General features: G+C 40.4%; 17 protein-coding genes, 3 rRNA genes and 3 riboswitches. All 20 genes read right to left on the bottom strand.

Translation table 11 applies throughout. The features are described from left to right. Window position 1 precedes the first annotated feature (1 nt). Window positions 2-250 (bottom strand): phosphoribosylformylglycinamidine synthase subunit PurS, encoded by a 249-nt coding sequence (gene purS, locus MHI04_RS19500; RefSeq protein ID WP_036124064.1) that lies wholly within the window; start codon window positions 248-250, stop codon window positions 2-4. Between the two features lie 2 nt (window positions 251-252). Further along, entirely contained in the window at window positions 253-963 is a 711-nt protein-coding gene (purC, locus tag MHI04_RS19505) for a phosphoribosylaminoimidazolesuccinocarboxamide synthase (RefSeq protein ID WP_089934996.1), read from the bottom strand. Window positions 964-1,093: 130 nt separating this feature from the next. Then, complete coding sequence (purB, locus tag MHI04_RS19510) at window positions 1,094-2,389, bottom strand: adenylosuccinate lyase (protein WP_089934994.1); 1,296 nt, start codon at window positions 2,387-2,389, stop codon at window positions 1,094-1,096. 13 nt (window positions 2,390-2,402) lie between these two features. Next, window positions 2,403-3,527: a 5-(carboxyamino)imidazole ribonucleotide synthase gene (gene purK, locus MHI04_RS19515; protein WP_036124076.1), complete on the bottom strand. Its 1,125-nt coding sequence runs from the start codon at window positions 3,525-3,527 to the stop codon at window positions 2,403-2,405. Further along, window positions 3,524-4,012: a 5-(carboxyamino)imidazole ribonucleotide mutase gene (gene purE, locus MHI04_RS19520; protein ID WP_089934991.1), complete on the bottom strand. Its 489-nt coding sequence runs from the start codon at window positions 4,010-4,012 to the stop codon at window positions 3,524-3,526. The genes purK and purE overlap by 4 nt, the downstream gene beginning before the upstream one ends. 209 nt (window positions 4,013-4,221) lie before the next feature. After that, window positions 4,222-4,320: riboswitch (purine riboswitch) on the bottom strand. 93 nt (window positions 4,321-4,413) lie between these two features. Then, window positions 4,414-4,608, bottom strand: coding sequence for an NETI motif-containing protein (locus MHI04_RS19525; protein WP_089934989.1), 195 nt, complete (start codon window positions 4,606-4,608; stop codon window positions 4,414-4,416). Window positions 4,609-4,750: 142 nt separating this feature from the next. Then, the gene (locus MHI04_RS19530) at window positions 4,751-5,026 is read right to left on the bottom strand and encodes a hypothetical protein (RefSeq protein WP_036124085.1); all 276 of its coding nucleotides are present in this window, start codon (window positions 5,024-5,026) and stop codon (window positions 4,751-4,753) included. Window positions 5,027-5,142: 116 nt separating this feature from the next. Next, window positions 5,143-5,258, bottom strand: a 5S ribosomal RNA gene (gene rrf, locus MHI04_RS19535). A gap of 190 nt (window positions 5,259-5,448) precedes the next feature. After that, window positions 5,449-8,376: ribosomal RNA gene (locus MHI04_RS19540) — 23S ribosomal RNA — on the bottom strand. Between the two features lie 366 nt (window positions 8,377-8,742). Continuing rightward, a 16S ribosomal RNA gene (locus tag MHI04_RS19545) occupies window positions 8,743-10,294 on the bottom strand. The 16S, 23S and 5S rRNA genes sit together here, the layout of an rRNA operon. 488 nt (window positions 10,295-10,782) lie before the next feature. Next, window positions 10,783-12,084: an NCS2 family permease gene (locus MHI04_RS19550; RefSeq protein ID WP_036124549.1), complete on the bottom strand. Its 1,302-nt coding sequence runs from the start codon at window positions 12,082-12,084 to the stop codon at window positions 10,783-10,785. A 126-nt stretch (window positions 12,085-12,210) separates the two neighbouring features. Further along, window positions 12,211-12,312: riboswitch (purine riboswitch) on the bottom strand. Between the two features lie 217 nt (window positions 12,313-12,529). After that, window positions 12,530-13,198, bottom strand: coding sequence for an MOSC domain-containing protein (locus tag MHI04_RS19555; protein WP_342535110.1), 669 nt, complete (start codon window positions 13,196-13,198; stop codon window positions 12,530-12,532). Between the two features lie 186 nt (window positions 13,199-13,384). Then, window positions 13,385-14,938, bottom strand: a complete 1,554-nt coding sequence (guaA, locus tag MHI04_RS19560; RefSeq protein WP_036124553.1) for a glutamine-hydrolyzing GMP synthase — start codon at window positions 14,936-14,938, stop codon at window positions 13,385-13,387. A 156-nt stretch (window positions 14,939-15,094) separates the two neighbouring features. Beyond that, window positions 15,095-15,196: riboswitch (purine riboswitch) on the bottom strand. A gap of 32 nt (window positions 15,197-15,228) precedes the next feature. Further along, window positions 15,229-17,412: a transglutaminase domain-containing protein gene (locus MHI04_RS19565; RefSeq protein ID WP_342535111.1), complete on the bottom strand. Its 2,184-nt coding sequence runs from the start codon at window positions 17,410-17,412 to the stop codon at window positions 15,229-15,231. Further along, window positions 17,409-18,590: a DUF58 domain-containing protein gene (locus MHI04_RS19570; protein ID WP_340812183.1), complete on the bottom strand. Its 1,182-nt coding sequence runs from the start codon at window positions 18,588-18,590 to the stop codon at window positions 17,409-17,411. Before MHI04_RS19570 ends, MHI04_RS19565 begins: the two co-directional genes overlap by 4 nt. Then, complete coding sequence (locus MHI04_RS19575; protein WP_249646066.1) at window positions 18,587-19,531, bottom strand: MoxR family ATPase; 945 nt, start codon at window positions 19,529-19,531, stop codon at window positions 18,587-18,589. The genes MHI04_RS19570 and MHI04_RS19575 overlap by 4 nt, the downstream gene beginning before the upstream one ends. Window positions 19,532-19,726: 195 nt before the next feature. After that, window positions 19,727-20,407, bottom strand: coding sequence for an ABC transporter ATP-binding protein (locus MHI04_RS19580; RefSeq protein ID WP_058845190.1), 681 nt, complete (start codon window positions 20,405-20,407; stop codon window positions 19,727-19,729). Beyond that, on the bottom strand, window positions 20,404-21,204 hold the full coding sequence (locus tag MHI04_RS19585; RefSeq protein WP_058845191.1) for an ABC transporter permease subunit: 801 nt from the start codon (window positions 21,202-21,204) through the stop codon (window positions 20,404-20,406). Before MHI04_RS19585 ends, MHI04_RS19580 begins: the two co-directional genes overlap by 4 nt. Beyond that, window positions 21,204-21,656, bottom strand: coding sequence for a nitrous oxide reductase accessory protein NosL (locus MHI04_RS19590; RefSeq protein ID WP_058845192.1), 453 nt, complete (start codon window positions 21,654-21,656; stop codon window positions 21,204-21,206). Before MHI04_RS19590 ends, MHI04_RS19585 begins: the two co-directional genes overlap by 1 nt. Continuing rightward, window positions 21,653-22,924, bottom strand: a complete 1,272-nt coding sequence (locus MHI04_RS19595) for a right-handed parallel beta-helix repeat-containing protein (RefSeq protein ID WP_058845193.1) — start codon at window positions 22,922-22,924, stop codon at window positions 21,653-21,655. Before MHI04_RS19595 ends, MHI04_RS19590 begins: the two co-directional genes overlap by 4 nt. Between the last annotated feature and the right edge of the window lie 55 nt (window positions 22,925-22,979).

Here is a 22,979-nt window from a genome sequence, read left to right on the forward strand (position 1 = left end):
ATTAGTTAGCCTCCTCGACTTCAAAACGGTAGTCTTCAATTACAACGTTCGTTAAAACCTTTTCACACATTTCTTTTACTAGAGTATCAATGTCACGTTCTGAGTCTTTAAGAGTTAGCTCAAGATATTTACCGATACGTAAATCTTCTACCTCACCGTAGCCCATTTTAGCTAAAGAACCTTGTACTGCAGAGCCTTGTGGATCAAGAATGCTCTCACGTAATGTTACATAGATTTTTACTTTTTTCATTGTTATTTGCCTCCGAGTCTAGAAAGTATAATAGTATAAACTTCAGTTAAATTACCAAGGTCTCGACGAAAAACATCTTTGTCTAACTTTTGCTTTGTAGTTGCATCCCAAAGTCTGCATGTGTCTGGTGAAATTTCATCTGCCAATAATACATTGCCATCCATATCACGGCCAAACTCTAATTTAAAATCAATTAATGTTACATTGATATCTGCAAAGATTGGCTGTAGAACTTTGTTAACAGCTAGTGCTCCATCATAAATGGCTGTTACTTCAGTAGGTGTCGCAAGATCCAGAACGTCAATATGTTCTGTCGTAATGAGTGGGTCGCCTAACGCATCGTCTTTATAGTAAAATTCTACGATTGGTCGTTTTAAGGCTGTTCCCTCTTCAAGACCAAGACGTTTTGCTAAACTTCCTGCGGCAATATTACGAACAACAACTTCAATCGGAATAATTTCTACTTTTTTTACAAGTTGTTGTGTATCTGATAATTGTTTTACGAAATGTGACGCAATTCCGTTTGCTTGTAATTTTTCGAAAATTAATGAAGTAATGCGATTATTTAAAATGCCCTTGCCGTCAATTTCTTCTTTTTTTTCGCCATTGAATGCTGTTGCACTATCCTTGTACTCAACTAGTAGCACATTTGGCTCCTCTGTTGTGAACAATTTTTTTGCTTTACCTTCATACAAAAGTTGACCTTTAGTCATGTCGTTTTTCCCCCTGATATTATGAGATACGCTTGTTATGAATGATCAGAATTGAACCGTGTCTCCACGATTCAACTCTGAAACATTTACTGGTGGCTCTAACATTTACTTTTAGATGGCTAAATAAATATTAGTTAAGTCCTAGTCGTTCAAAAATCATATCAACATGCTGTAAGTGGTAGTTATAATCAAAGCACTCATCCAGCTCTTCTTTTGTTAAATAAGATGTGATTTTTTCACTTGCATCGACCAATGTACGGAACTGAACTTGCTCGTCCCATGCCTGCATTGCTAAAGGTTGTACTGTATCATAAGCTTCCTCACGTACTAATCCCTTATCGATTAATGCTAATAAGATGCGTTGAGAATAAATAAGACCATATGTGCGTTCCATGTTACGTTTCATGTTCTCAGGGAATACTGTTAAGTTTTTCACAATATTACCGAAGCGATTAAGCATATAGTTAAGAGTAATTGTTGCATCCGGTAAAATAACGCGCTCTGCAGATGAATGAGAAATATCACGTTCATGCCATAAAGCTACATTTTCATAAGCTGTCACCATGTATCCACGCATTAAACGAGACATCCCAACCATGTTTTCAGAACCGATTGGATTACGTTTATGTGGCATTGCGGATGAGCCCTTTTGCCCTTTTGCAAAAGCTTCTTCTACTTCACGCGTTTCAGATTTCTGTAAGCCGCGAATTTCTGTTGCGAATTTTTCAATTGATGTAGCAACTAAAGCTAATGCACCTAAATACTGCGCATGGCGATCACGCTGTAAAGTTTGTGTTGAAATCGGTGATGCAGCAAGACCTAGTTGATCACAAACATATTGCTCAACACGAGGATCGATATTGGCATATGTTCCAACAGCTCCAGACATTTTTCCTGTTTCAATTACTTTGGCTGCTGCTTCAAAACGTTCAAGGTTACGCTTCATTTCCTCATACCATAAACCAAGTTTTAAACCAAAAGTTGTTGGTTCTGCATGAACACCATGTGTACGTCCCATCATCACCGTATGTTTATGCTCTTTTGCCTTAGCCGCAATAATATCAATGAAATTCACGATGTCCTTGCGCAAAATATCATTTGCTTGTTTGATTAAATAAGAAAGTGCTGTGTCTACTACGTCTGTAGAAGTTAAACCATAATGTACCCATTTACGCTCTTCCCCAAGTGTTTCCGAAACGGCACGCGTAAAGGCTACAACGTCATGACGTGTTTCTTGTTCAATTTCTAAAATGCGATTCACATCAAATGAAGCATTTTCACGAATTTTAGCAACATCCTCTTTTGGAATATCGCCTATCTCTGCCCAAGCCTCACATGCTAAAATTTCAACCTCTAGCCAAGCTTGGTACTTATTTTGTTCTGTCCAAATTGCGCCCATTTCGGGTCTTGTGTAACGTTCAATCATCGCGTTTCTCCTTCTATTCTGACCAAATGCCAGAACTCTCGATTTGTTGTAGTGTTTCCTCTAAGCTTTTTGTCATAATCGTTACATGGCCCATTTTACGGTTTACCTTAGCTTCAGCTTTCCCATAAAGATGGATGGACCATTCAGGATATTTAGCAATTGAGTTACTGAGTGGCACGACATGCTGCCCTAATACATTGACCATAATGGATGGCGCCCAAAGTTCTGGCTTACGTAATGGCCAACCACAAACAGCACGAATATGCTGATGGAATTGTGAAACATTACACGCTTCTATTGAATAATGACCAGAATTATGAGGTCTTGGTGCTAATTCATTAATAACAATGCTACCATCTTCTAACACAAACATTTCTACTGCTAGCGTTCCTACTAAATGTAAGTAATCTGCAATTTTTAAAGCTTCTCGTTCCGCAGCTTGAGCTGTGCTTTCAGATATGCGAGCAGGCACAATTGTTTCATGCAGAATATGATGAACATGAATGTTCTCTCCAACTGGCTGACAATACGATTCACCATGACCATTTCTTTGAACAATGACCGATACTTCCTTTAGGAAAGGAACAAAACCTTCTGCAATACATTGAGAATGTGTGAATAGTTCTTTCGCTAAAGGTAAATCTTCAGTTGACTTTAAAAGCTGCTGTCCCTTGCCATCATAACCACCTCTTGCTGTTTTGACTATACAAGGATAACCAATCGAATCAATATTGGCTACTAATTCTTCATAAGTTTTTGCAACAATATATGGTGCTACTGGGCAACTAGCCTTCACAATAGCGTCTTTCTCTGTTATACGGTTTTGTGTAATACGTACCAACTCTGCTCCTTGAGGAACATAAGCCATTTGTGATAAGCGCTTTAAGCCTTCATAATCAATATTTTCAAATTCATAAGTGATAACATCACTTACTTCTGCAAGTTCTTCTAAAGCAGCTTCATCATCATATGGAGCTACAATACGAATATCAGCTACCTGCCCACACGGCGAGTCCATTGCAGGTTCAAGAACAGCCACTTTAAAACCTGACTCCTTTGCAGCAAGCGCCATCATTCGACCAAGTTGTCCTCCGCCTATAATACCTATCGTTTGTCCAGGATAAATAATCTTCGTCACACTAAGTCACCTGTGCTTTCTAATACTTGCTGCTTCGTTGCTTCACGTCTAGCATCTAATTTATTAGCAAGTACAGCATCTGTTGTTGACAAAATTTGAGCTGCTAGTAATCCTGCGTTTGTTGCTCCCGCTTTGCCAATCGCTACAGTTGCTACAGGTACACCACCAGGCATTTGAACGATAGATAATAATGAATCGAGTCCGTTAAGTGCACGTGATTGAACTGGTACACCAATGACAGGTAATGTTGTTTTAGCTGCTACCATTCCAGGTAAATGTGCAGCTCCACCTGCCCCAGCGATAATTACTTGTAGTCCTCGCTCACGAGCTGTCTCTGCATAGTCAAACATTAAATCAGGTGTACGATGTGCAGATACAACCTTTTTTTCATACGGTACTTGTAATTCATCTAAAATATCACATGCATGTTTCATTGTTTCCCAGTCACTTGAACTACCCATAATGACACCGATTTTCGGATTCATAAATTGTCGCTCCTTTTAAACGATAGAAAAATGATCAATTATTGTGCAAGCCTCTATTATTAATAGCTACTGCAATTTTTATCTATTTACAAAGAAAATCCCCAAATAAACTACTCTCTACTATTACACGTGAAAGCAGTTTACTTGAGGACTTAGTAAGACAAGAATATCTCCATGTACATAACTGCACAAGGATCTTCTCGTAATATGCCAAAAGTGCTTTCCCGCATAGTCCAGCATTTACGGTGCCGGGTAGAGACACTAGAGCCAATCCTCTAGCATATATGGGGGATTTATTTGTTTTTCCTTATCACATTTTAACAAGGGATTGCCTTATCGTCAATGCAAAAATGCGAACGTTTTTTATAAGTGTAAAAAAAACGTTCGGTTTTTGGTCAAATTTATTCAGTATCTTGAGTAGGTATAGCTTTAAATTGAATTTTTTGACGCAAAAAGGCTGGTTCACCATCTACTATATGAAAAAGCGGCTCTTCTTTTCGCCCTATGGCCATGAAACCATCCTGCTGCATTCTTGCTAAACAATCCTCGATCGACTCATTTTCTTGTACCTCATACCAAATTTGCTTTTTCCCCAACTTTTTCTTCCTCTCCACTTCACGTTTTACATATTTACTACTTGTATTACATTATACCTTTTGTTGCTTAAAGAAGTATGTAAGAACATATAATGAAGTTCTTTCAATAGAAAAAACTGCAGATTCATATCCGCAGTTTCAATTAAGGTTCATTAAATCCATAAAAAGCTTTAAAATAGATACCTAAAAATAATAATAGTAGGAATGAATGAAGGACAACAAGAACCATGCGATAGCCTTTAATGCCTAAGAGAGCACTAACAATGCCTAAACCACCTAAAATAAAGGGCATAAACATATTGACTTGATAGAGAAATGTAAAAAAGCCTCCATACCATTTCGTTGAATCATAACCAAACAGAAAGAATATAAGTAGTAGACTCAAGATCGAAATAGCCGTAAAAAGGTTACGCCTCATTTTGATTCCTCCTGTGAATCAAGATCAATCAATATGTACATAATTTATTATAGCATTTTATGAATATTTCATAAAACAAAAAAAAGCCATGGAATATATCCATGACTTTTTAAATTGCCTAGCGACGTCCTACTCTCACAGGGGGAAGCCCCCAACTACCATCGGCGCTAAAGAGCTTAACTTCCGTGTTCGGTATGGGAACGGGTGTGACCTCTTTGCCATCATCACTAGACTATGGTCGACCTTCAATACACGGCGTATTACTGCGTCAGCTGCTCTCGTTCAATCAGCCACGTACAGAAGTACGCTCCTTCAATCACTCGTTTGCTTCCTTGTTCTACTTGTGTCTTGAAGCTCTTTTTTTATTGAAAGTTTTGTTCTTTCAAAACTGGATAAACGGTTCATTGAATGGTTCAAACATTTTGGTTAAGTCCTCGATCGATTAGTATTCGTCAGCTCCATGTGTCACCACACTTCCACCTCGAACCTATCTACCTCATCGTCTTTGAGGGATCTTACTTACTTGCGTAATGGGAAATCTCATCTTGAGGGGGGCTTCATGCTTAGATGCTTTCAGCACTTATCCCGTCCACACATAGCTACCCAGCGATGCCTTTGGCAAGACAACTGGTACACCAGCGGTGTGTCCATCCCGGTCCTCTCGTACTAAGGACAGCTCCTCTCAAATTTCCTACGCCCACGACGGATAGGGACCGAACTGTCTCACGACGTTCTGAACCCAGCTCGCGTACCGCTTTAATGGGCGAACAGCCCAACCCTTGGGACCGACTACAGCCCCAGGATGCGATGAGCCGACATCGAGGTGCCAAACCTCCCCGTCGATGTGGACTCTTGGGGGAGATAAGCCTGTTATCCCCGGGGTAGCTTTTATCCGTTGAGCGATGGCCCTTCCATGCGGAACCACCGGATCACTAAGCCCGTCTTTCGACCCTGCTCGACTTGTAGGTCTCGCAGTCAAGCTCCCTTGTGCCTTTACACTCTACGAATGATTTCCAACCATTCTGAGGGAACCTTTGGGCGCCTCCGTTACCTTTTAGGAGGCGACCGCCCCAGTCAAACTGTCCGCCTGACACTGTCTCCTGCCCCGCTAAGGGGCATGGGTTAGAATTTCAATACAACCAGGGTAGTATCCCACCGACGCCTCCTTCGAAGCTGGCGCTCCGAGATCTCTGGCTCCTACCTATCCTGTACAAGTTGTACCAAAATTCAATATCAGGCTACAGTAAAGCTCCACGGGGTCTTTCCGTCCTGTCGCGGGTAACCTGCATCTTCACAGGTACTATAATTTCACCGAGTCTCTCGTTGAGACAGTGCCCAGATCGTTACGCCTTTCGTGCGGGTCGGAACTTACCCGACAAGGAATTTCGCTACCTTAGGACCGTTATAGTTACGGCCGCCGTTTACTGGGGCTTCAATTCGCAGCTTCGCTTGCGCTAACCACTCCTCTTAACCTTCCAGCACCGGGCAGGCGTCAGCCCCTATACGTCACCTTACGGTTTTGCAGAGACCTGTGTTTTTGCTAAACAGTCGCCTGGGCCTATTCACTGCGGCTCTCATGCGCTTGCACGCTCAAGAGCACCCCTTCTCCCGAAGTTACGGGGTCATTTTGCCGAGTTCCTTAACGAGAGTTCTCTCGCACACCTTAGGATTCTCTCCTCGACTACCTGTGTCGGTTTGCGGTACGGGCACCTCTCACCTCGATAGAGGCTTTTCTTGGCAGTGTGAAATCAGGAACTTCGTCCATACGGACTCGCCATCACAGCTCAACGTTACAGTGTGCGGATTTGCCTACACACACGCCTTACTGCTTGGACGCGCATAACCAACAGCGCGCTTACCCTATCCTACTGCGTCCCCCCATTTCTCAAACGGTGAGGAGGTGGTACAGGAATATCAACCTGTTGTCCATCGCCTACGCCTATCGGCCTCGGCTTAGGTCCCGACTAACCCTGAGCGGACGAGCCTTCCTCAGGAAACCTTAGTCATACGGTGGACGGGATTCTCACCCGTCTTTCGCTACTCATACCGGCATTCTCACTTCTAAGCGCTCCACCAGTCCTTCCGGTCTGACTTCAACGCACTTAGAACGCTCTCCTACCACTGACATCGTAGATGTCAATCCACAGCTTCGGTGAATCGTTTAGCCCCGATACATTTTCGGCGCAGCGTCACTCGACCAGTGAGCTATTACGCACTCTTTAAATGATGGCTGCTTCTAAGCCAACATCCTGGTTGTCTGTGCAACGCCACATCCTTTTCCACTTAACGATTACTTTGGGACCTTAGCTGGTGGTCTGGGCTGTTTCCCTTTTGACTACGGATCTTATCACTCGCAGTCTGACTCCCGTGTATAAATATCTGGCATTCGGAGTTTGTCTGAATTCGGTAAACCGGGATGGCCCCCTAGTCCAAACAGTGCTCTACCTCCAGTATTCTCATCACGAGGCTAGCCCTAAAGCTATTTCGGAGAGAACCAGCTATCTCCAAGTTCGATTGGAATTTCTCCGCTACCCACACCTCATCCCCGCACTTTTCAACGTGCGTGGGTTCGGGCCTCCAGTAAGTGTTACCTTACCTTCACCCTGGACATGGGTAGATCACCTGGTTTCGGGTCTACGACCACGTACTATTTCGCCCTATTCAGACTCGCTTTCGCTGCGGCTCCGCCTTCTAAAGCTTAACCTCGCACGTAATCGTAACTCGCCGGTTCATTCTACAAAAGGCACGCTATCACCCATTAACGGGCTCTAACTACTTGTAGGCACACGGTTTCAGGATCTCTTTCACTCCCCTTCCGGGGTGCTTTTCACCTTTCCCTCACGGTACTGGTTCACTATCGGTCACTAGGTAGTATTTAGCCTTGGGAGATGGTCCTCCCGGATTCCGACGGAATTTCACGTGTTCCGCCGTACTCAGGATCCACTCAGGAGAGAACGAACTTTCGACTACAGGGCTTTTACCTGCTCTGGCGGACCTTTCCAAGTCGCTTCATCTAACTCGCTCTTTTGTAACTCCGTATTGAGTGTCCTACAACCCCAAGAGGCAAGCCTCTTGGTTTGGGCTCTTCCCGTTTCGCTCGCCGCTACTCAGGGAATCGATTTTTCTTTCTCTTCCTCCAGGTACTTAGATGTTTCAGTTCCCTGGGTCTGCCTTCAAGACGCTATGTATTCACGTCAAGATACTACGCGATTAAACGTAGTGGGTTCCCCCATTCGGAAATCTCCGGATCAAAGCTCACTTACAGCTCCCCGAAGCATATCGGTGTTAGTGCCGTCCTTCTTCGGCTCCTAGTGCCAAGGCATTCGCCGTGCGCCCTTAATAACTTAACCTAACGGCTTTCAATACACATCACATTTCGTTGTCAGCTTCACTCGTTCAATCAGTCACGTACTCAAGTACGCTCCTTCATTCACTCGATTGCTTCCTAGAACTGCTCGTGTCTTGAAACCCTTTTAATGTTATTAAGCCTATAAAAAACTTAAAAAAAATGTGTTTGTTACAATTTCAATGTCGTTTTATCCAGTTTTCAAAGAACAAAGCTACTGCCTGCTTATACAACTCGCAGCTTTGCGACGAAAGCGTAGCGACAGGAGCACATAATTAGAAGTAATTCATTCAAGAAGAATGAACCTTCAAAACTGAACGCAAAACGTAATCTTACAAACCCTAGGTTTGTATTCCGAAATAATCCTTAGAAAGGAGGTGATCCAGCCGCACCTTCCGATACGGCTACCTTGTTACGACTTCACCCCAATCATCTATCCCACCTTCGGCGGCTGGCTCCAAAAGGTTACCTCACCGACTTCGGGTGTTACAAACTCTCGTGGTGTGACGGGCGGTGTGTACAAGGCCCGGGAACGTATTCACCGCGGCATGCTGATCCGCGATTACTAGCGATTCCGGCTTCATGTAGGCGAGTTGCAGCCTACAATCCGAACTGAGAACGACTTTATCGGATTAGCTCCCTCTCGCGAGTTGGCAACCGTTTGTATCGTCCATTGTAGCACGTGTGTAGCCCAGGTCATAAGGGGCATGATGATTTGACGTCATCCCCACCTTCCTCCGGTTTGTCACCGGCAGTCACCTTAGAGTGCCCAACTAAATGATGGCAACTAAGATCAAGGGTTGCGCTCGTTGCGGGACTTAACCCAACATCTCACGACACGAGCTGACGACAACCATGCACCACCTGTCACCGTTGCCCCCGAAGGGGAAACTATATCTCTACAGTGGTCAACGGGATGTCAAGACCTGGTAAGGTTCTTCGCGTTGCTTCGAATTAAACCACATGCTCCACCGCTTGTGCGGGCCCCCGTCAATTCCTTTGAGTTTCAGTCTTGCGACCGTACTCCCCAGGCGGAGTGCTTAATGCGTTAGCTGCAGCACTAAGGGGCGGAAACCCCCTAACACTTAGCACTCATCGTTTACGGCGTGGACTACCAGGGTATCTAATCCTGTTTGCTCCCCACGCTTTCGCGCCTCAGTGTCAGTTACAGACCAGATAGTCGCCTTCGCCACTGGTGTTCCTCCAAATCTCTACGCATTTCACCGCTACACTTGGAATTCCACTATCCTCTTCTGCACTCAAGTCTCCCAGTTTCCAATGACCCTCCACGGTTGAGCCGTGGGCTTTCACATCAGACTTAAGAAACCACCTGCGCGCGCTTTACGCCCAATAATTCCGGACAACGCTTGCCACCTACGTATTACCGCGGCTGCTGGCACGTAGTTAGCCGTGGCTTTCTAATAAGGTACCGTCAAGGTACAGCCAGTTACTACTGTACTTGTTCTTCCCTTACAACAGAGTTTTACGAACCGAAATCCTTCTTCACTCACGCGGCGTTGCTCCATCAGGCTTTCGCCCATTGTGGAAGATTCCCTACTGCTGCCTCCCGTAGGAGTCTGGGCCGTGTCTCAGTCCCAGTGTGGCCGATCACCCTCTCAGGTCGGCTACGCATCGTCGCCTTGGTGAGCCGTTACCTCACCAACTAGCTAATGCGCCGCGGGCCCATCCTATAGCGACAGCCGAAACCGTCTTTCAGTGTTTCACCATGAGGTGAAACAGATTATTCGGTATTAGCCCCGGTTTCCCGGAGTTATCCCAAACTATAAGGTAGGTTGCCCACGTGTTACTCACCCGTCCGCCGCTAACGTCGAAGGAGCAAGCTCCTTCTCTGTTCGCTCGACTTGCATGTATTAGGCACGCCGCCAGCGTTCGTCCTGAGCCAGGATCAAACTCTCCATAAAAGAAATTTGAATAGCTCAAATTGTTTTGCTGGCATCAATTTTGATGTCCAAAATTTTGTTTCGTTCACTAAGCAAATCTAGTTATTTGAAACTTTATTGATTACGTTTTGCTTGTTCAGTTTTCAAGGTTCATTTAATAGTTACATCAAGTAACTTTTTATAATTTAACATAATGTTAACTTCATGTCAACCGTTTATGTTAATATTTTTTTAGTTGTTCGTTTATCTCGTAACAACGTGTTTAAATATATCATCTTAAAAATAAGTTTGCAAGAGTTTCATTGAAGTAAAACTATTCTTATTTATTCGAAATCAAGTTTCTTCTATATAATGTAGAAAATTAATAACTTGATTTGTTTAGGCTATGCTCTATTTTGAATGTCTTAAACCCCAAAATAGTTTCGTGTTATTTTTGTTGGCAATGAAAAAGCACCTCTAATTATTAGTTTCTTACCTAACAATTGAGGTGCCTTTCAAAATATATTTAACTATCTTACCCAGATAAAGTACGCAAGGAAGACAAAGAATAAGCCATACATCATAGGATGAATTTCTTTTTTACGACCCGCTAATAACATTGTAATTGGATAGAATACAAAACCGATTGCAATACCAGTAGCAATTGAATAACCAAGTGGCATCATTAATACTGTAAAGAATGCAGGTACTGCTATTTCGAATTTATCCCAATCAATTAGACGTAATGATGATACCATCAGTACCCCTACGATTACTAGAGCTGGTGCAGTTACTGCTGGTGTTACAACAGCTAGTAATGGTGAGAAGAATAAAGCTACTAAGAATAGTACTGCAGTTACGACTGCTGAGAACCCTGAGCGAGCACCCGCTGCTACCCCAGAAGTTGACTCTACATACGCTGTTGTTGTTGATGTACCAAATAAAGAACCGATTGTCGTTGCTAGCGCATCCGCCATTAAGGCACGTCCTGCACGTGGTAATTTATTATCTTTTACTAAGCCAGCCTGTGTCGCTACAGCCATTAAAGTACCTGCTGTATCAAAGAAATCTACAAACAGGAATGTTAACACTACTACTAAAAACTTCACATTAAATAACGTTCCAATGTCACCAAGTGGTTCCAATGCTACCATAAATGTAGAGTCTACACTTGGAATAGCCGAAACAACTGCTGTTGGGGGATCAATGATACCTGTGATCATCCCAATAACCGCAGTAATGACCATCCCTAAGAAAATACCAATACTACGGAATTTAATGATAAGAATAACAGAAAGAATGATTCCGAATACTGCTAGTAATGTAGCTCCAGTAAAAGTTCCTAAAGTTACCAATGTCGCTGGACTATCAACTATAATCCCTGCACCTTGTAAACCTACAAATGTGATAAATAAACCAATACCTGCTGAAACAGCATATTTAAGTTGTACTGGAATGGCGTTAATAACAGTTTCACGAATACCCGTTAAAGATAAAATGATAAAGATAATTCCAGAAAAGAATACACCTGTTAAACCAGTTTGCCATGGAATACCATAAGCTCCGACTACAGTAAATGCGAAGAATGCATTTAATCCCATCCCAGGAGCAAGTGAAATTGGGAACTTAGCGAAAATCCCCATAATCAAAGAACCGACTGCTGCTGCTAATGCTGTTGCTACGAAAACAGCACCTTTATCCATCCCTGCATTTTCTAGAATACTTGGGTTAACAGCTAGAATGTATGCCATTGCAAGGAAGGTTGTAATACCACCAATTATTTCTCGGCGATAATTAGTTCCTAATTCATCGAACATGAAATATTTTTTCATTATCAAAAAATCCTCCGTATGGTCGTCTTCAATATCGAAAACAAAAAAGACACGCTGACTACTCTACTAGTCGCATGTCTACGATATATTTCATCACCATAGTGTGTGAAATAAATTAGTGTTTATACATAGATAAACCCAAATCGTAGTCAAGTTATTTACGGTAACTTGGTAGAAACTCACGGGCCTTATTCCCGACATTATACGACGACGTATTTAATTTACATTCGTAATATATCATTTCACTTTTTAGATTTCAACCCCATTTCCGAACATTTTTACAAAAATAAATACGAAAGTTCGTGTAAAATTCTTATTTAATGTTCATATTCAACTAATTCACCGCTAAATAAACGTAGTACTGAACATTTCTGTAATCAATAAAAAGCAAAAACCCCCTGGAACTCTTTCGAATTCTAGAGGATCGTCCCTTGAACGTTATGACTTAATTCATCACTTTACTTTGTAAGATTTGAATCCTTTTTTCTAGTTTTTCTTTCCAATCATCCGCTAATGCATCCACTGCTTGTATTTGTTTCATAGCTATCGCATCTTTATTTTTAAAGTACACTTCATTGCCGTACAAAACTGAGATACGCGCAGGATGCTTTTCCACAACTTCTATTGTTGAATCTGCACAAATTGACCCTTCCTCCAGTACGCGTGCAAGATAACCTGTATAACCTGTTTCAATTAAACGTTTAAGTAATGTGGTTGCCTCAGTATATCTATCAATCGTACTACATGGAATACGTCCTTGTGTGATTTGTATGACGGCATTACCTATTTTATAAATATCCCCAATACAAACATCCGCTTCTAACATATTCGTTACTGTTATATTTTCACCAAATGCAGCAGTAGGCAACGGTTTTCCAAGTTCATGTTCCCATTGTATGTAATGCTCTGCAGGGTATAAACAAACTGCACGGTCTGGGCCACCATGATGTTTTTTATCTGCCACATCATCCCCTTCGAAGCCACGTGATGACAAATAAACCTCTTGCATTTGTTGCTTTTCAATTCCTGTAATCATCGAACGTCCTTTACTATCAAGCAATTCTTTCGGCATTCCAACAGCAAGTGTGTGAATTATTGGCCTATTTTTCTCCATTTAAATCCCCCCCTAATCTGAATAGTACAATTCTTTTGCATTCATTTAGTTTACTACATACAGCACTTTACCAGCAATTGCTGCTTTAACCTTGATATAATTCGAATCATACAATCTATGAATAGACTAAAAATGATCAAATCAAAAAACCCTAAAAACCTCTCAAGGCTTTTAGGGCAGTTGCTGTTATTCCCACTCAATCGTTGCTGGTGGCTTAGATGTAATATCATACAGCACGCGGTTCACGTGTTTTACTTCGTTTACCATGCGGACAGAGATTTTCTCTAGTACGTCCCAAGGGATACGTGCCCAGTCAGAAGTCATGCCGTCGATAGATGTTACAGCACGGATACCGATTGCGTAATCATACGTACGTGCATCGCCCATTACACCAACTGAACGGATATCAGGTAATACCGTGAAGTATTGCCAGATGTCACGGTCAAGACCAGCATTTGCGATTTCTTCACGTAAAATGAAATCTGCTTCGCGGACGATTTCTAATTTTTCTTCTGTAACTTCACCAAGTACACGAATACCTAATCCAGGACCTGGGAATGGTTGACGCCAAACGATTTTTTCATCAAGACCAAGTTCTAAACCTAGCGCACGAACTTCATCTTTAAATAACGTTTTCAGTGGCTCGATTAATTGGAATTGCATATCTTCTGGAAGACCACCAACATTATGGTGTGATTTGATTGTTTGCGCCGTTGAAGTACCAGATTCAATGATATCTGTGTATAGAGTACCTTGTGCTAAGAAATCCATACCTTCAAGCTTCGATGCCTCTTCATCAAATACGTAAATAAATTCATTACCGATAATTTTACGTTTTTTCTCCGGATCTGATACACCTGCAAGTTTGTCCATGAAACGTTTGCGAGCATCAATTTTAATAAGATTCATATCAAAGTCTTCTGTGAATGTTTTCATTACTTGTTCAACTTCACCTTTACGGTTTAAGTTGTGGTCTACGAACATACAAGTCAATTGATCGCCGATTGCTTTATGAATTAAAACTGCTACAACTGATGAATCTACACCGCCAGAAAGAGCACATAATACTTTTTTATCGCCAACTATTTCACGAATTTTTGCGATTTCAAGCTCAATGAAGTTAGCCATTGACCAGTCGCCTTTTGCCTCACAAATATCGAATACGAATTGACGTAGTAAGTCATTACCATAAACAGAGTGACGTACTTCTGGATGGAATTGTACAGCATATAATTTGCGTTCTACATCTGCCATTGCAGCAATCGGACAAGATGCACTTGTAGCAATTACTTCAAATCCAGCTGGAACTTCTGTTACATGGTCACCATGGCTCATCCACACGATTTGCTCAGTTGGTAAGTCTCCAAATAACTTATTTGAAGTAGTGACTTTGATTTCCGCTTTACCATATTCACGCGTTTCAGCACCTTCAACTTTACCGCCATTTGTATGTGCCATTAATTGCATCCCATAGCAAATACCTAATATTGGTAAACCTAATTCAAAAATAGCTGGATCCACATGGAAGGCATTTTCATCATAAACAGAGTTTGGGCCACCTGAAAAAATAATACCCGTTGCGTTCATATCTTTAATTTCTTCCGCAGTTACCGTATGTGGGTGCAATTCACTGAAAACACCAAATTCACGGATACGACGCGTAATTAACTGGTTAAATTGGCTACCGAAGTCCAGTACAACGATTTTTTCTTGCTCTTTTAATAAAGGGCTAGCTGTCAAAATTTCCACCTCTTCTACTATTTTTAAAGGATATTTTCATTTGTTCAAAGAAAAACGCGAAGAAAGTAAAAAAACTTTCTACGCGTTCATAAGCTCTAGAATAGTGATAAAGGCGAATGCGTAGCAAAGTAAAGTGATTTACTATACTTTTCACCTAACGAAAACATCCGCCTTCATAGAGAAATCATTTAAGGTGATTTCGTAGAAACATCCGAACCCTATTATCGAACTTATATGAAAGCAATCCTTGCATTTAATTTTTTTCATTTTACTCTTTGTACACATTAAAATCAACTGATAGTGCGATTGATTAAATATTCCCAACTTTCTTTCAGCTCTCTAAAATCGACTTCTTCCTTATCTTTTCCATAAACATGTTGTTCATATACTTCTGTCAGCTTTTGCATTTCATCTGTCTCTAGCGCAGCATCTACTCGCTCAGCAAACGCACGCAATGTTTCCCCATCTCTTCTACGCAATCCAATACGGGATAATTGCTTCAGCAATACATGGTAAGAAGAATCGAAGTTTGACCAATCCGCTACCTTTTTGCGATATACACGCACATGCATCTTCGGAATCCATGTTTTACGTTGTAAGTATAACGTAATACTAGTAATGATCAGTAAAACCACGATGGCAATCCACACATAAGTGAATTTTTTCAACCATGTCCACACCGCATCTAATTTAAATGTTGATGAAGACTGTTCCTTTTCAGATACCTTTTCTTGTGGTTGGGGCTGCTCTGGTTTTTTTTCCGGCTGTAATACTTCTTCCTGATCAGCTGTATCTAGTGGTATATCATAATCAATATTCACATTACCTGTAAAGCCGATGGTAGGTTCAAACTCCATCCAACCCGTGCCAGGTATATATGCTTCCACCCAAGAGTGCGCATTGTCATTCGTGATTCGATATTCGCGTAGTCCGTCTGTTATCGGTCCTGTTGTGCCAGGTGCAAAGCCTTTAACCCATCTTGCTGGTATGCCTAGTGAACGTAAAAGCACAACCATCGAAGTGGAGAAATTATCACAATAGCCTACTTTAGTATCGAATAAAAATTGATCGACATAATCTTGATTTTCAGCAGGAATTGCCGCTTCATTTTTATCGTATCTAAAGCCATTGGTTCTAAAGTAACTTTCCACAGCTTTAATTTGATCGTATATCGTAGCTTTACCTTGTGTTATATCAGAAGCTAAATCTCTTACACGCTGCGGCAGCTGGTTTGGTAATTGTAGAAAACGATTATATGAAGGATCTAATGTTTCAAGTGTAGTAGGATATGACAATTGAAGCTGCTCCATACTATAAACTGGTTCACTATAAGACAATGAGTAGTTTGATAACGATTTTGATTCACCCGCCTGCTGCTCTATCGTCATTTTTTCAGTCTGCTCATCCTGAATAAATAAAGTGGCGTCTTGAGCTGAAACAGATAATAAACCATAAGTTTGAATCAAAAATGGCATTGGAACAGCAATATCTAATTGAATTTGTCGCTCATTTTCTGGTAATCCTACTTGTAAAGAAGTATGAATGGGTGTATTTGTTTCATAGACATTTTTGCCAAAGTTTCCATCCGAAATAATCCAGCCTTTTGATGTATACGTATCTTTTGTTTCAATACGCCAATAATGCCGATCACGAGAAGAAGCCGTGAAAATTAATGTATTATCCCCTTGGAATGGGCCTCCGAGCTGACTATCATCTTGGCCATAGCCAACTGATTTTTCCCCAGTTCCGCTTCCAGCTTGGCCAGTAATTTCTTGGATGAATGGCACAGGATCTGCCCATGTTGGTCCTGTCTTTGGTAAAAAGAATGCGACAGAGCTAACAAGCAATACTGAGACAAGCATCGGAATAACAATTTTCCATTTCTCCAGTATAGTACTTGTTGTCTCAACTTGAAGCCATAGACGTTTAACAAAGAGTACTCCTGTCATAATTAATCCAAGTACAATAACTTTTACAATAGCCGCTTTACCATCATAATCACTAAACGTATCTAATGTGGCAATAAAGAAGACAGTCATAGCAAAAAAGTAAAATATATTTTTCCGCACTGAAACCCAATGGTGAATTAAATAAACAAGCATCCAAATTAATACAAGAAATAGCACTGTCCTAAAGGCATTTGATACTTGTCCAAAATCCCCCGATAGTATAGAGGCCATATTCCCTGTCCATTCAGACAATAAAAACGGTAAAGTTTCTCCTGAAAAAACGGGGCTTGTACTATAAGTGAAGACAATAAGCCAAGTAATATAGCCTAACTTCACTAATCCAGATAATATTGGGTGTACTCGGCATAAACTTAACGCTAGGGATAAACCAATAAACACAAGGAAGAGTTGCATCCCGCCAGTATTCGTTAATTGCATAATAGGAATAAGCCATTCACGCAAAATGAAGAATATAATAATATACGCAATGGTTAATTCTATAAATTCCCCTAATGGTCGTTTCACGGTTTCATCACCTCCGTGAATAAATGATAAAAATCTGTTGGGTCTACATAAACGATTTGTATATGTTTATAGCGCATCATAAGCTCAGATTGCACAGGTGGCTGTTTTGCCACTACAAAACAAATACAGCTTTTCACTAAATTCGCAAGAGTATGTAGTAATTCTTCTGATACATCACTTGTCACATAAAGCAATGTTGCAACTTGCTTAAAAGATTGCTGATCATAAAATCTGAATTTGACATTCTCTGTAGGCTTTATAGCAGCTAAATGATACATAATCTGATCTAATTGCTTTTCACCTTGTATAACCGGGAATACTTTCGTCATTTCTCCAGCAGAAATAAAAGATAAATCTCCTCGTTCTTGAACAATCATCTGTAGCATGGATGCTACTAACTCCACTTTTTCTTCAAACATTGGAGATTTTTTAGCGTCTAATACGAGCAATAACTCTGAAGATTGTCGATCCTCAAACTCCTTCGATTGTAAGGTTTGCGTTCTCGCAAATGATTTCCAATGAATCCATGAAAAGCGATCTCCTGGAACATACTCTCTTAACCCAACAGCCATAGATGTGTCCTTTACAATGGAATAGGGTGACATCATAGAGCCAACATCATATTTCGTTTGAAGGGTAGCGTATTTCATCTCCCTGATTCTCGGATAAATTAAAATAGTTTGTTCCTTTTCTGCTATGACAGGCTTTTTTGCCCAGCCAAAGAAATCATAGAAAACCATTGTAACCCCTAAGTAGCGATGCTCTCCACGAGGCATCTTTTCCAAGTCATAATGCCAGCTAAATTTTTTCCTAAAGCCAACAAACTTAATGGCATTTGAATTTTCTATTTTAGCCTGTACTAACCCTTCACTATCTACAAGTTCCTCCATCATGATATAGGCAAATGGGAAACGTGTTCTTCTTTCTATCGTAATAAACACCTTTGCCGATTGCCCTCGTTCTATATGATTTGGTTCAATTTTACGCTCTACAAGTAAAATATCTTCTCTCACTACAAGGAACAAGAGTGCGTACACTAAAAATGGACTAACCGTAAAAAATACAAACCAGCTGACGAATCCTCCTTGGAACATAGCGTAACTAAATGTTACGACCATCAAAAAGGTAATCAATAAAAAATGTTTGCTTTTTTCTAAAAAGCCTTTCCATTTCTTCATTGTTCTGCAAACCTTTTAGTCGGAACAGGTATACTCGCAATAATGCGCTTGATTATTTCGTCTGCGGCTACGTTATCGTAGCGTGCATCTGGTTTTAAAACTAAACGATGGTTAAAGACAAATGGCACAAGATATTGAACATCATCGGGTGTCACATAGCTGCGCCCTTTCATAAATGCATAAGCTTGAGAAGCTTTCATTAGCGCTAATGTTGCCCGCGGACTCACCCCTAAATAAACATAGCTATTTTCCCTTGTTTGGGCAGCAAGCTCCACCATATAATTTTTAACTGAATCTTCCACATACACGCCCTGAACAAGCTCCTGCAATTCAATTAATTGCGTTACAGATAACACTGATTCGATTTTTTCAATTGGTTTACCATTTTCAGCTCTTCGCAAAATTTCTACTTCCTGCCCTCTAGATGGGTAACCCATTTTTATCTTCAATAAAAAGCGATCCAGTTGTGCCTCTGGTAAAGGATAGGTACCCTCATGTTCAATCGGATTTTGTGTGGCCATAACAAAAAATGGCTGGTTAATTAGCAGTGTTTTTCCGTCAATTGTGACAGATGCCTCCTCCATGCCCTCTAATAAGGCAGATTGTGTTTTTGGCGACGTACGGTTTATTTCGTCTGCTAATACAACATCCCCCATAATTGGTCCTGGGCGAAATTCAAACTCCATTGTTTTTGGATTATAAATAGATATACCAACTACATCTGAAGGCAATAAATCTGGCGTAAATTGAATGCGTTTAAACTGAGCGTCAAAGGATTTCGCAAGCGCTCGTACCATCATCGTCTTTCCTACTCCAGGTACATCCTCTAACAAGACATGCCCTCTCGCTAATAATGCGACAAGACTAAGCTCAGCAACCTCTCTTTTACCAATCATTACTTTTTCTATATTTTCTAAAACATCCTGTATTTGAGAATTCATAAATCAAAAAAGCCTCCCATTCCATCAGGCAATTGTGTGAATTGCACGATAACTTATCCTAAGCATAGCGAAATCTGTCTTCTAAAACAATTATCTGAAACCGCTACATACTATTGATCCTCATAAAGAAGGCTTGTTTGAATGTTATCAAACAAGCCTAGTCCTTATTATATAACGTCATTCCGTAATAGAATGTTACAAATTTATTCTTTTTAACCATATTTCTTCCAACGATGTAGCATCTTCTTGTAAAAAAATATTAGTTATCGTCCCAGAAACAATAATTTTCCCTTCATGTAAAACTAATATATCATCTGCTATTTCTTCAGCAAAAGACAGCAAGTGTGTAGAAAATATGACCGTATTCCCTTTCTCCTTTTCCTCCAACATCATATTTTTCAGCTGCGCTATCCAAAACGGATCAAGGCCATTAGTCGGTTCATCTAAGATCAACAAAGAACCGCTGCCAAGTAAGCTTTGCGCAAGATTTAATCGTTGTAGCATTCCCTTAGAAAACTGTTTAGCCTGTTGCCTGCGAACGTCCCACAAGGAAACGCGCTTCAAAACGTGCTCTTGTTCATATTTATCTACTTGTTTTAAAGATGCCAACAACTCTAAAATTTCAGCGGCAGTTAGCATAGTAGGGAAATCTACATCGTCAGGCATATAACGAATTGCCTGTGGTTTATGCCATATCATTTCCCCAGATTTTTGCTTTTCTTGACCCGTTAATAGTCGAATCAACGTACTCTTTCCTGCTCCATTGCCTCCAACCAGCGCTAAAATTCGACCTGAATGCAATGTAAAGGTTGCTTCTTTTAAACCTCTATCATTATCATAGACATTAGCTACATTTTTCGCTTCTAAAAGAATCATCGTTGCTGGTCCCCCTTTAATAACTTCGTAGCAAGCATAAGCGGCAAAACAATCCAACAAGTCGTCACAATCCCATATACCACGTGACCCAATGGCGACAAATAAAACTTCGTTACTCCATAAAACGCTGGACCAAGCACACTAGCTTGATTGCTGAATATAAAATAACCAAAGCGCAGCCATTCCACAGGATTTATATGTATCGTTATGATGGTAAGCTTTTGTAAAACATGACCAGCTACAACTGCACCTAGAGCCATTAAAGCATAAGATATAAGCAATAAAAAAAAGGACCATACAACAAGTGATAATGCTAGTGCAAATAACCTTGTTTGGGCAAATGCCCCCAGTGCAATACCTATTGATACAAAAATAAAGATACTTAATAGCGTGAGGGTAACTAAAACAAACGGTAATCGTACGCCGCCTAAAAAACCACCTAATGCTAAGACAACACCAAATGCCACTAACACAACCAGTAAAAAGGCAAGTGATGTTGCTACATATTTGCCTATAATATATTGTCGTCGTTTCATCGGATAGGTTTTTAGTAACGAATACCAACCAGATTCTATATCACCAGCTATACTCATACTTCCAATGCTTACAATAAATAATGGTAATAGAAACAATAATACATTTAAAAATGATGCTGTTTGACGTGTAAAACCCTCGATATCAGGTAAAGCCATTTGTTGAATGACAATAATTGCTACAAAAACAAATGTAAAAAGAAAGGCTACTAGTTGCATCCAACGACTTCTTAAAATTTGCTTCAGCTCTATTTTCACAAACATCACTCATGTATCCCCCAATTAAACGTTAGCAAATCCTGATAAGCCAATAGTTGACCATCTCCTTCATTAGTCATCCATTTTTGCGCTTCATCTTTTGTCGCAAATGCTAGAACTCCATAGTTCATCGGAGTCCAATACTCTTTGTTGTACACAAATGTCGCTTTATAAATGTCAATCCATTCATTGTTTGCCTTATTTTTAATATAGGCTGCGCCAACTTCATCCTCACCATTTAGCTCAAGATATTCCATCAGACACCCAATATCATCAAAAATCTCATAGTCTCCATTTTTCAAAACAATCTGTCCAGCATATTCATTATGAACAATACTCATATTACAAATTTCACAAACATCTGTTTCACTGATAATCTCACGTGGTTTATATGTTTTATCGCTACATCCTACCAATAGTGCACTGCATAAAATCAAAATAGTTATCCATCTAGTCATATTCGCATCCCTCTTTTCCAAAACCATAAACCACACATAGATACCACTAGACCAATTAACAATTGTATGATATTTATCGAAAACTCCGTCTTTCTCATATCGCTAAGTAATTTTGGTTCATTATCTACGAGTAGATTTTGTTCTGTTTTATTAATTTGCTGATCTAGTGACGTCAAGATCATGACGCTTGGTGATGCTACAAAAAATTGATAAACTGGTTGTCTCACCATCCACTGTCCAAAGCTCGATACAGCTACGTAGGGAACATCCCCGAAACCATCGCCCGCAACATCTATCCCAGTATAATCATCATAAAAATTGCCAATGAGACGCAAACCTTGGTGGTCTGATCTTGCCGTTAATATATTTCCCGTAAACTGATTATCATTTATGATTGAGTCATCCTCTACCTTTGTACCTTCTAATGCGGTCTGATTCATTCGAAAGCAATTTTCTTGTATTTGAATGTCTGAACTTTTTTGCAATGCTACACCTACTCGATTATTATGAAAGCTATTTTTTCTTATCATTGCTTGCTGAGTGTCATACATTAAAAGACCATAGCTATTGAAATCGTTATGGCTACTGACTGTATTATTAGCTATTTCTAAGTCAGTAGTCATCATGACCATTAGACCTGTAACATTATGTGAATACGTATTGAAAAGCACCTCCACACCACTCGAATACATAAAGTGTGTTCCGTAACGGCTATTCGTCACCTTGTTTCGTTGAACATCGATTTGCTTCACTTCTTCTACGTATATACCATCTTGCACTTGTTCAATAGTATTTTGTTCGATGGCAATGTCCTCGCTTTTAAACACAGCAATCCCATTGCCTTTTTCAGCATAATGTGACTGATTACCAATAATCCTATTTTCTAAAATTCGAACATGCTTTGAACGTTGAATATGGATACCTACTTGAACATCTTTTACCTCTATCTCTCTCAACTCTAGATTCTCTGCCTCATTGGCTACAATGCCTTTGTTTTTTGCACTTATCATTATATTTTCTACAGAGACATTAGCTACATGTTCAATTTTTAGTGCAGGGTTATTATTTAAAGAATACAACTCAACCCCCTCTTCTCCGCGTAGTATAATTGGTTTCTTCACCGTAAAATTCCCTTGGTAACGACCAGCAGGAATATGAATAATCTCTCCAGTTTTCGCTTGATCAATAGCAAATTGAATATCAAATTCCGCATATGCCGTTTGACTTGTAAATAGAAAAAACAAAAAGAAAAAACTGATTTGTTTCATCACTCTTCACCTCCCCATTCAGCATGAAAAGACTAGAGGAATGCCCCCTAGTCTA

Origin of the sequence: Lysinibacillus sp. FSL K6-1151 (assembly GCF_038630755.1) — a bacterium.
GTDB lineage: Bacteria > Bacillota > Bacilli > Bacillales_A > Planococcaceae > Lysinibacillus > Lysinibacillus fusiformis_D.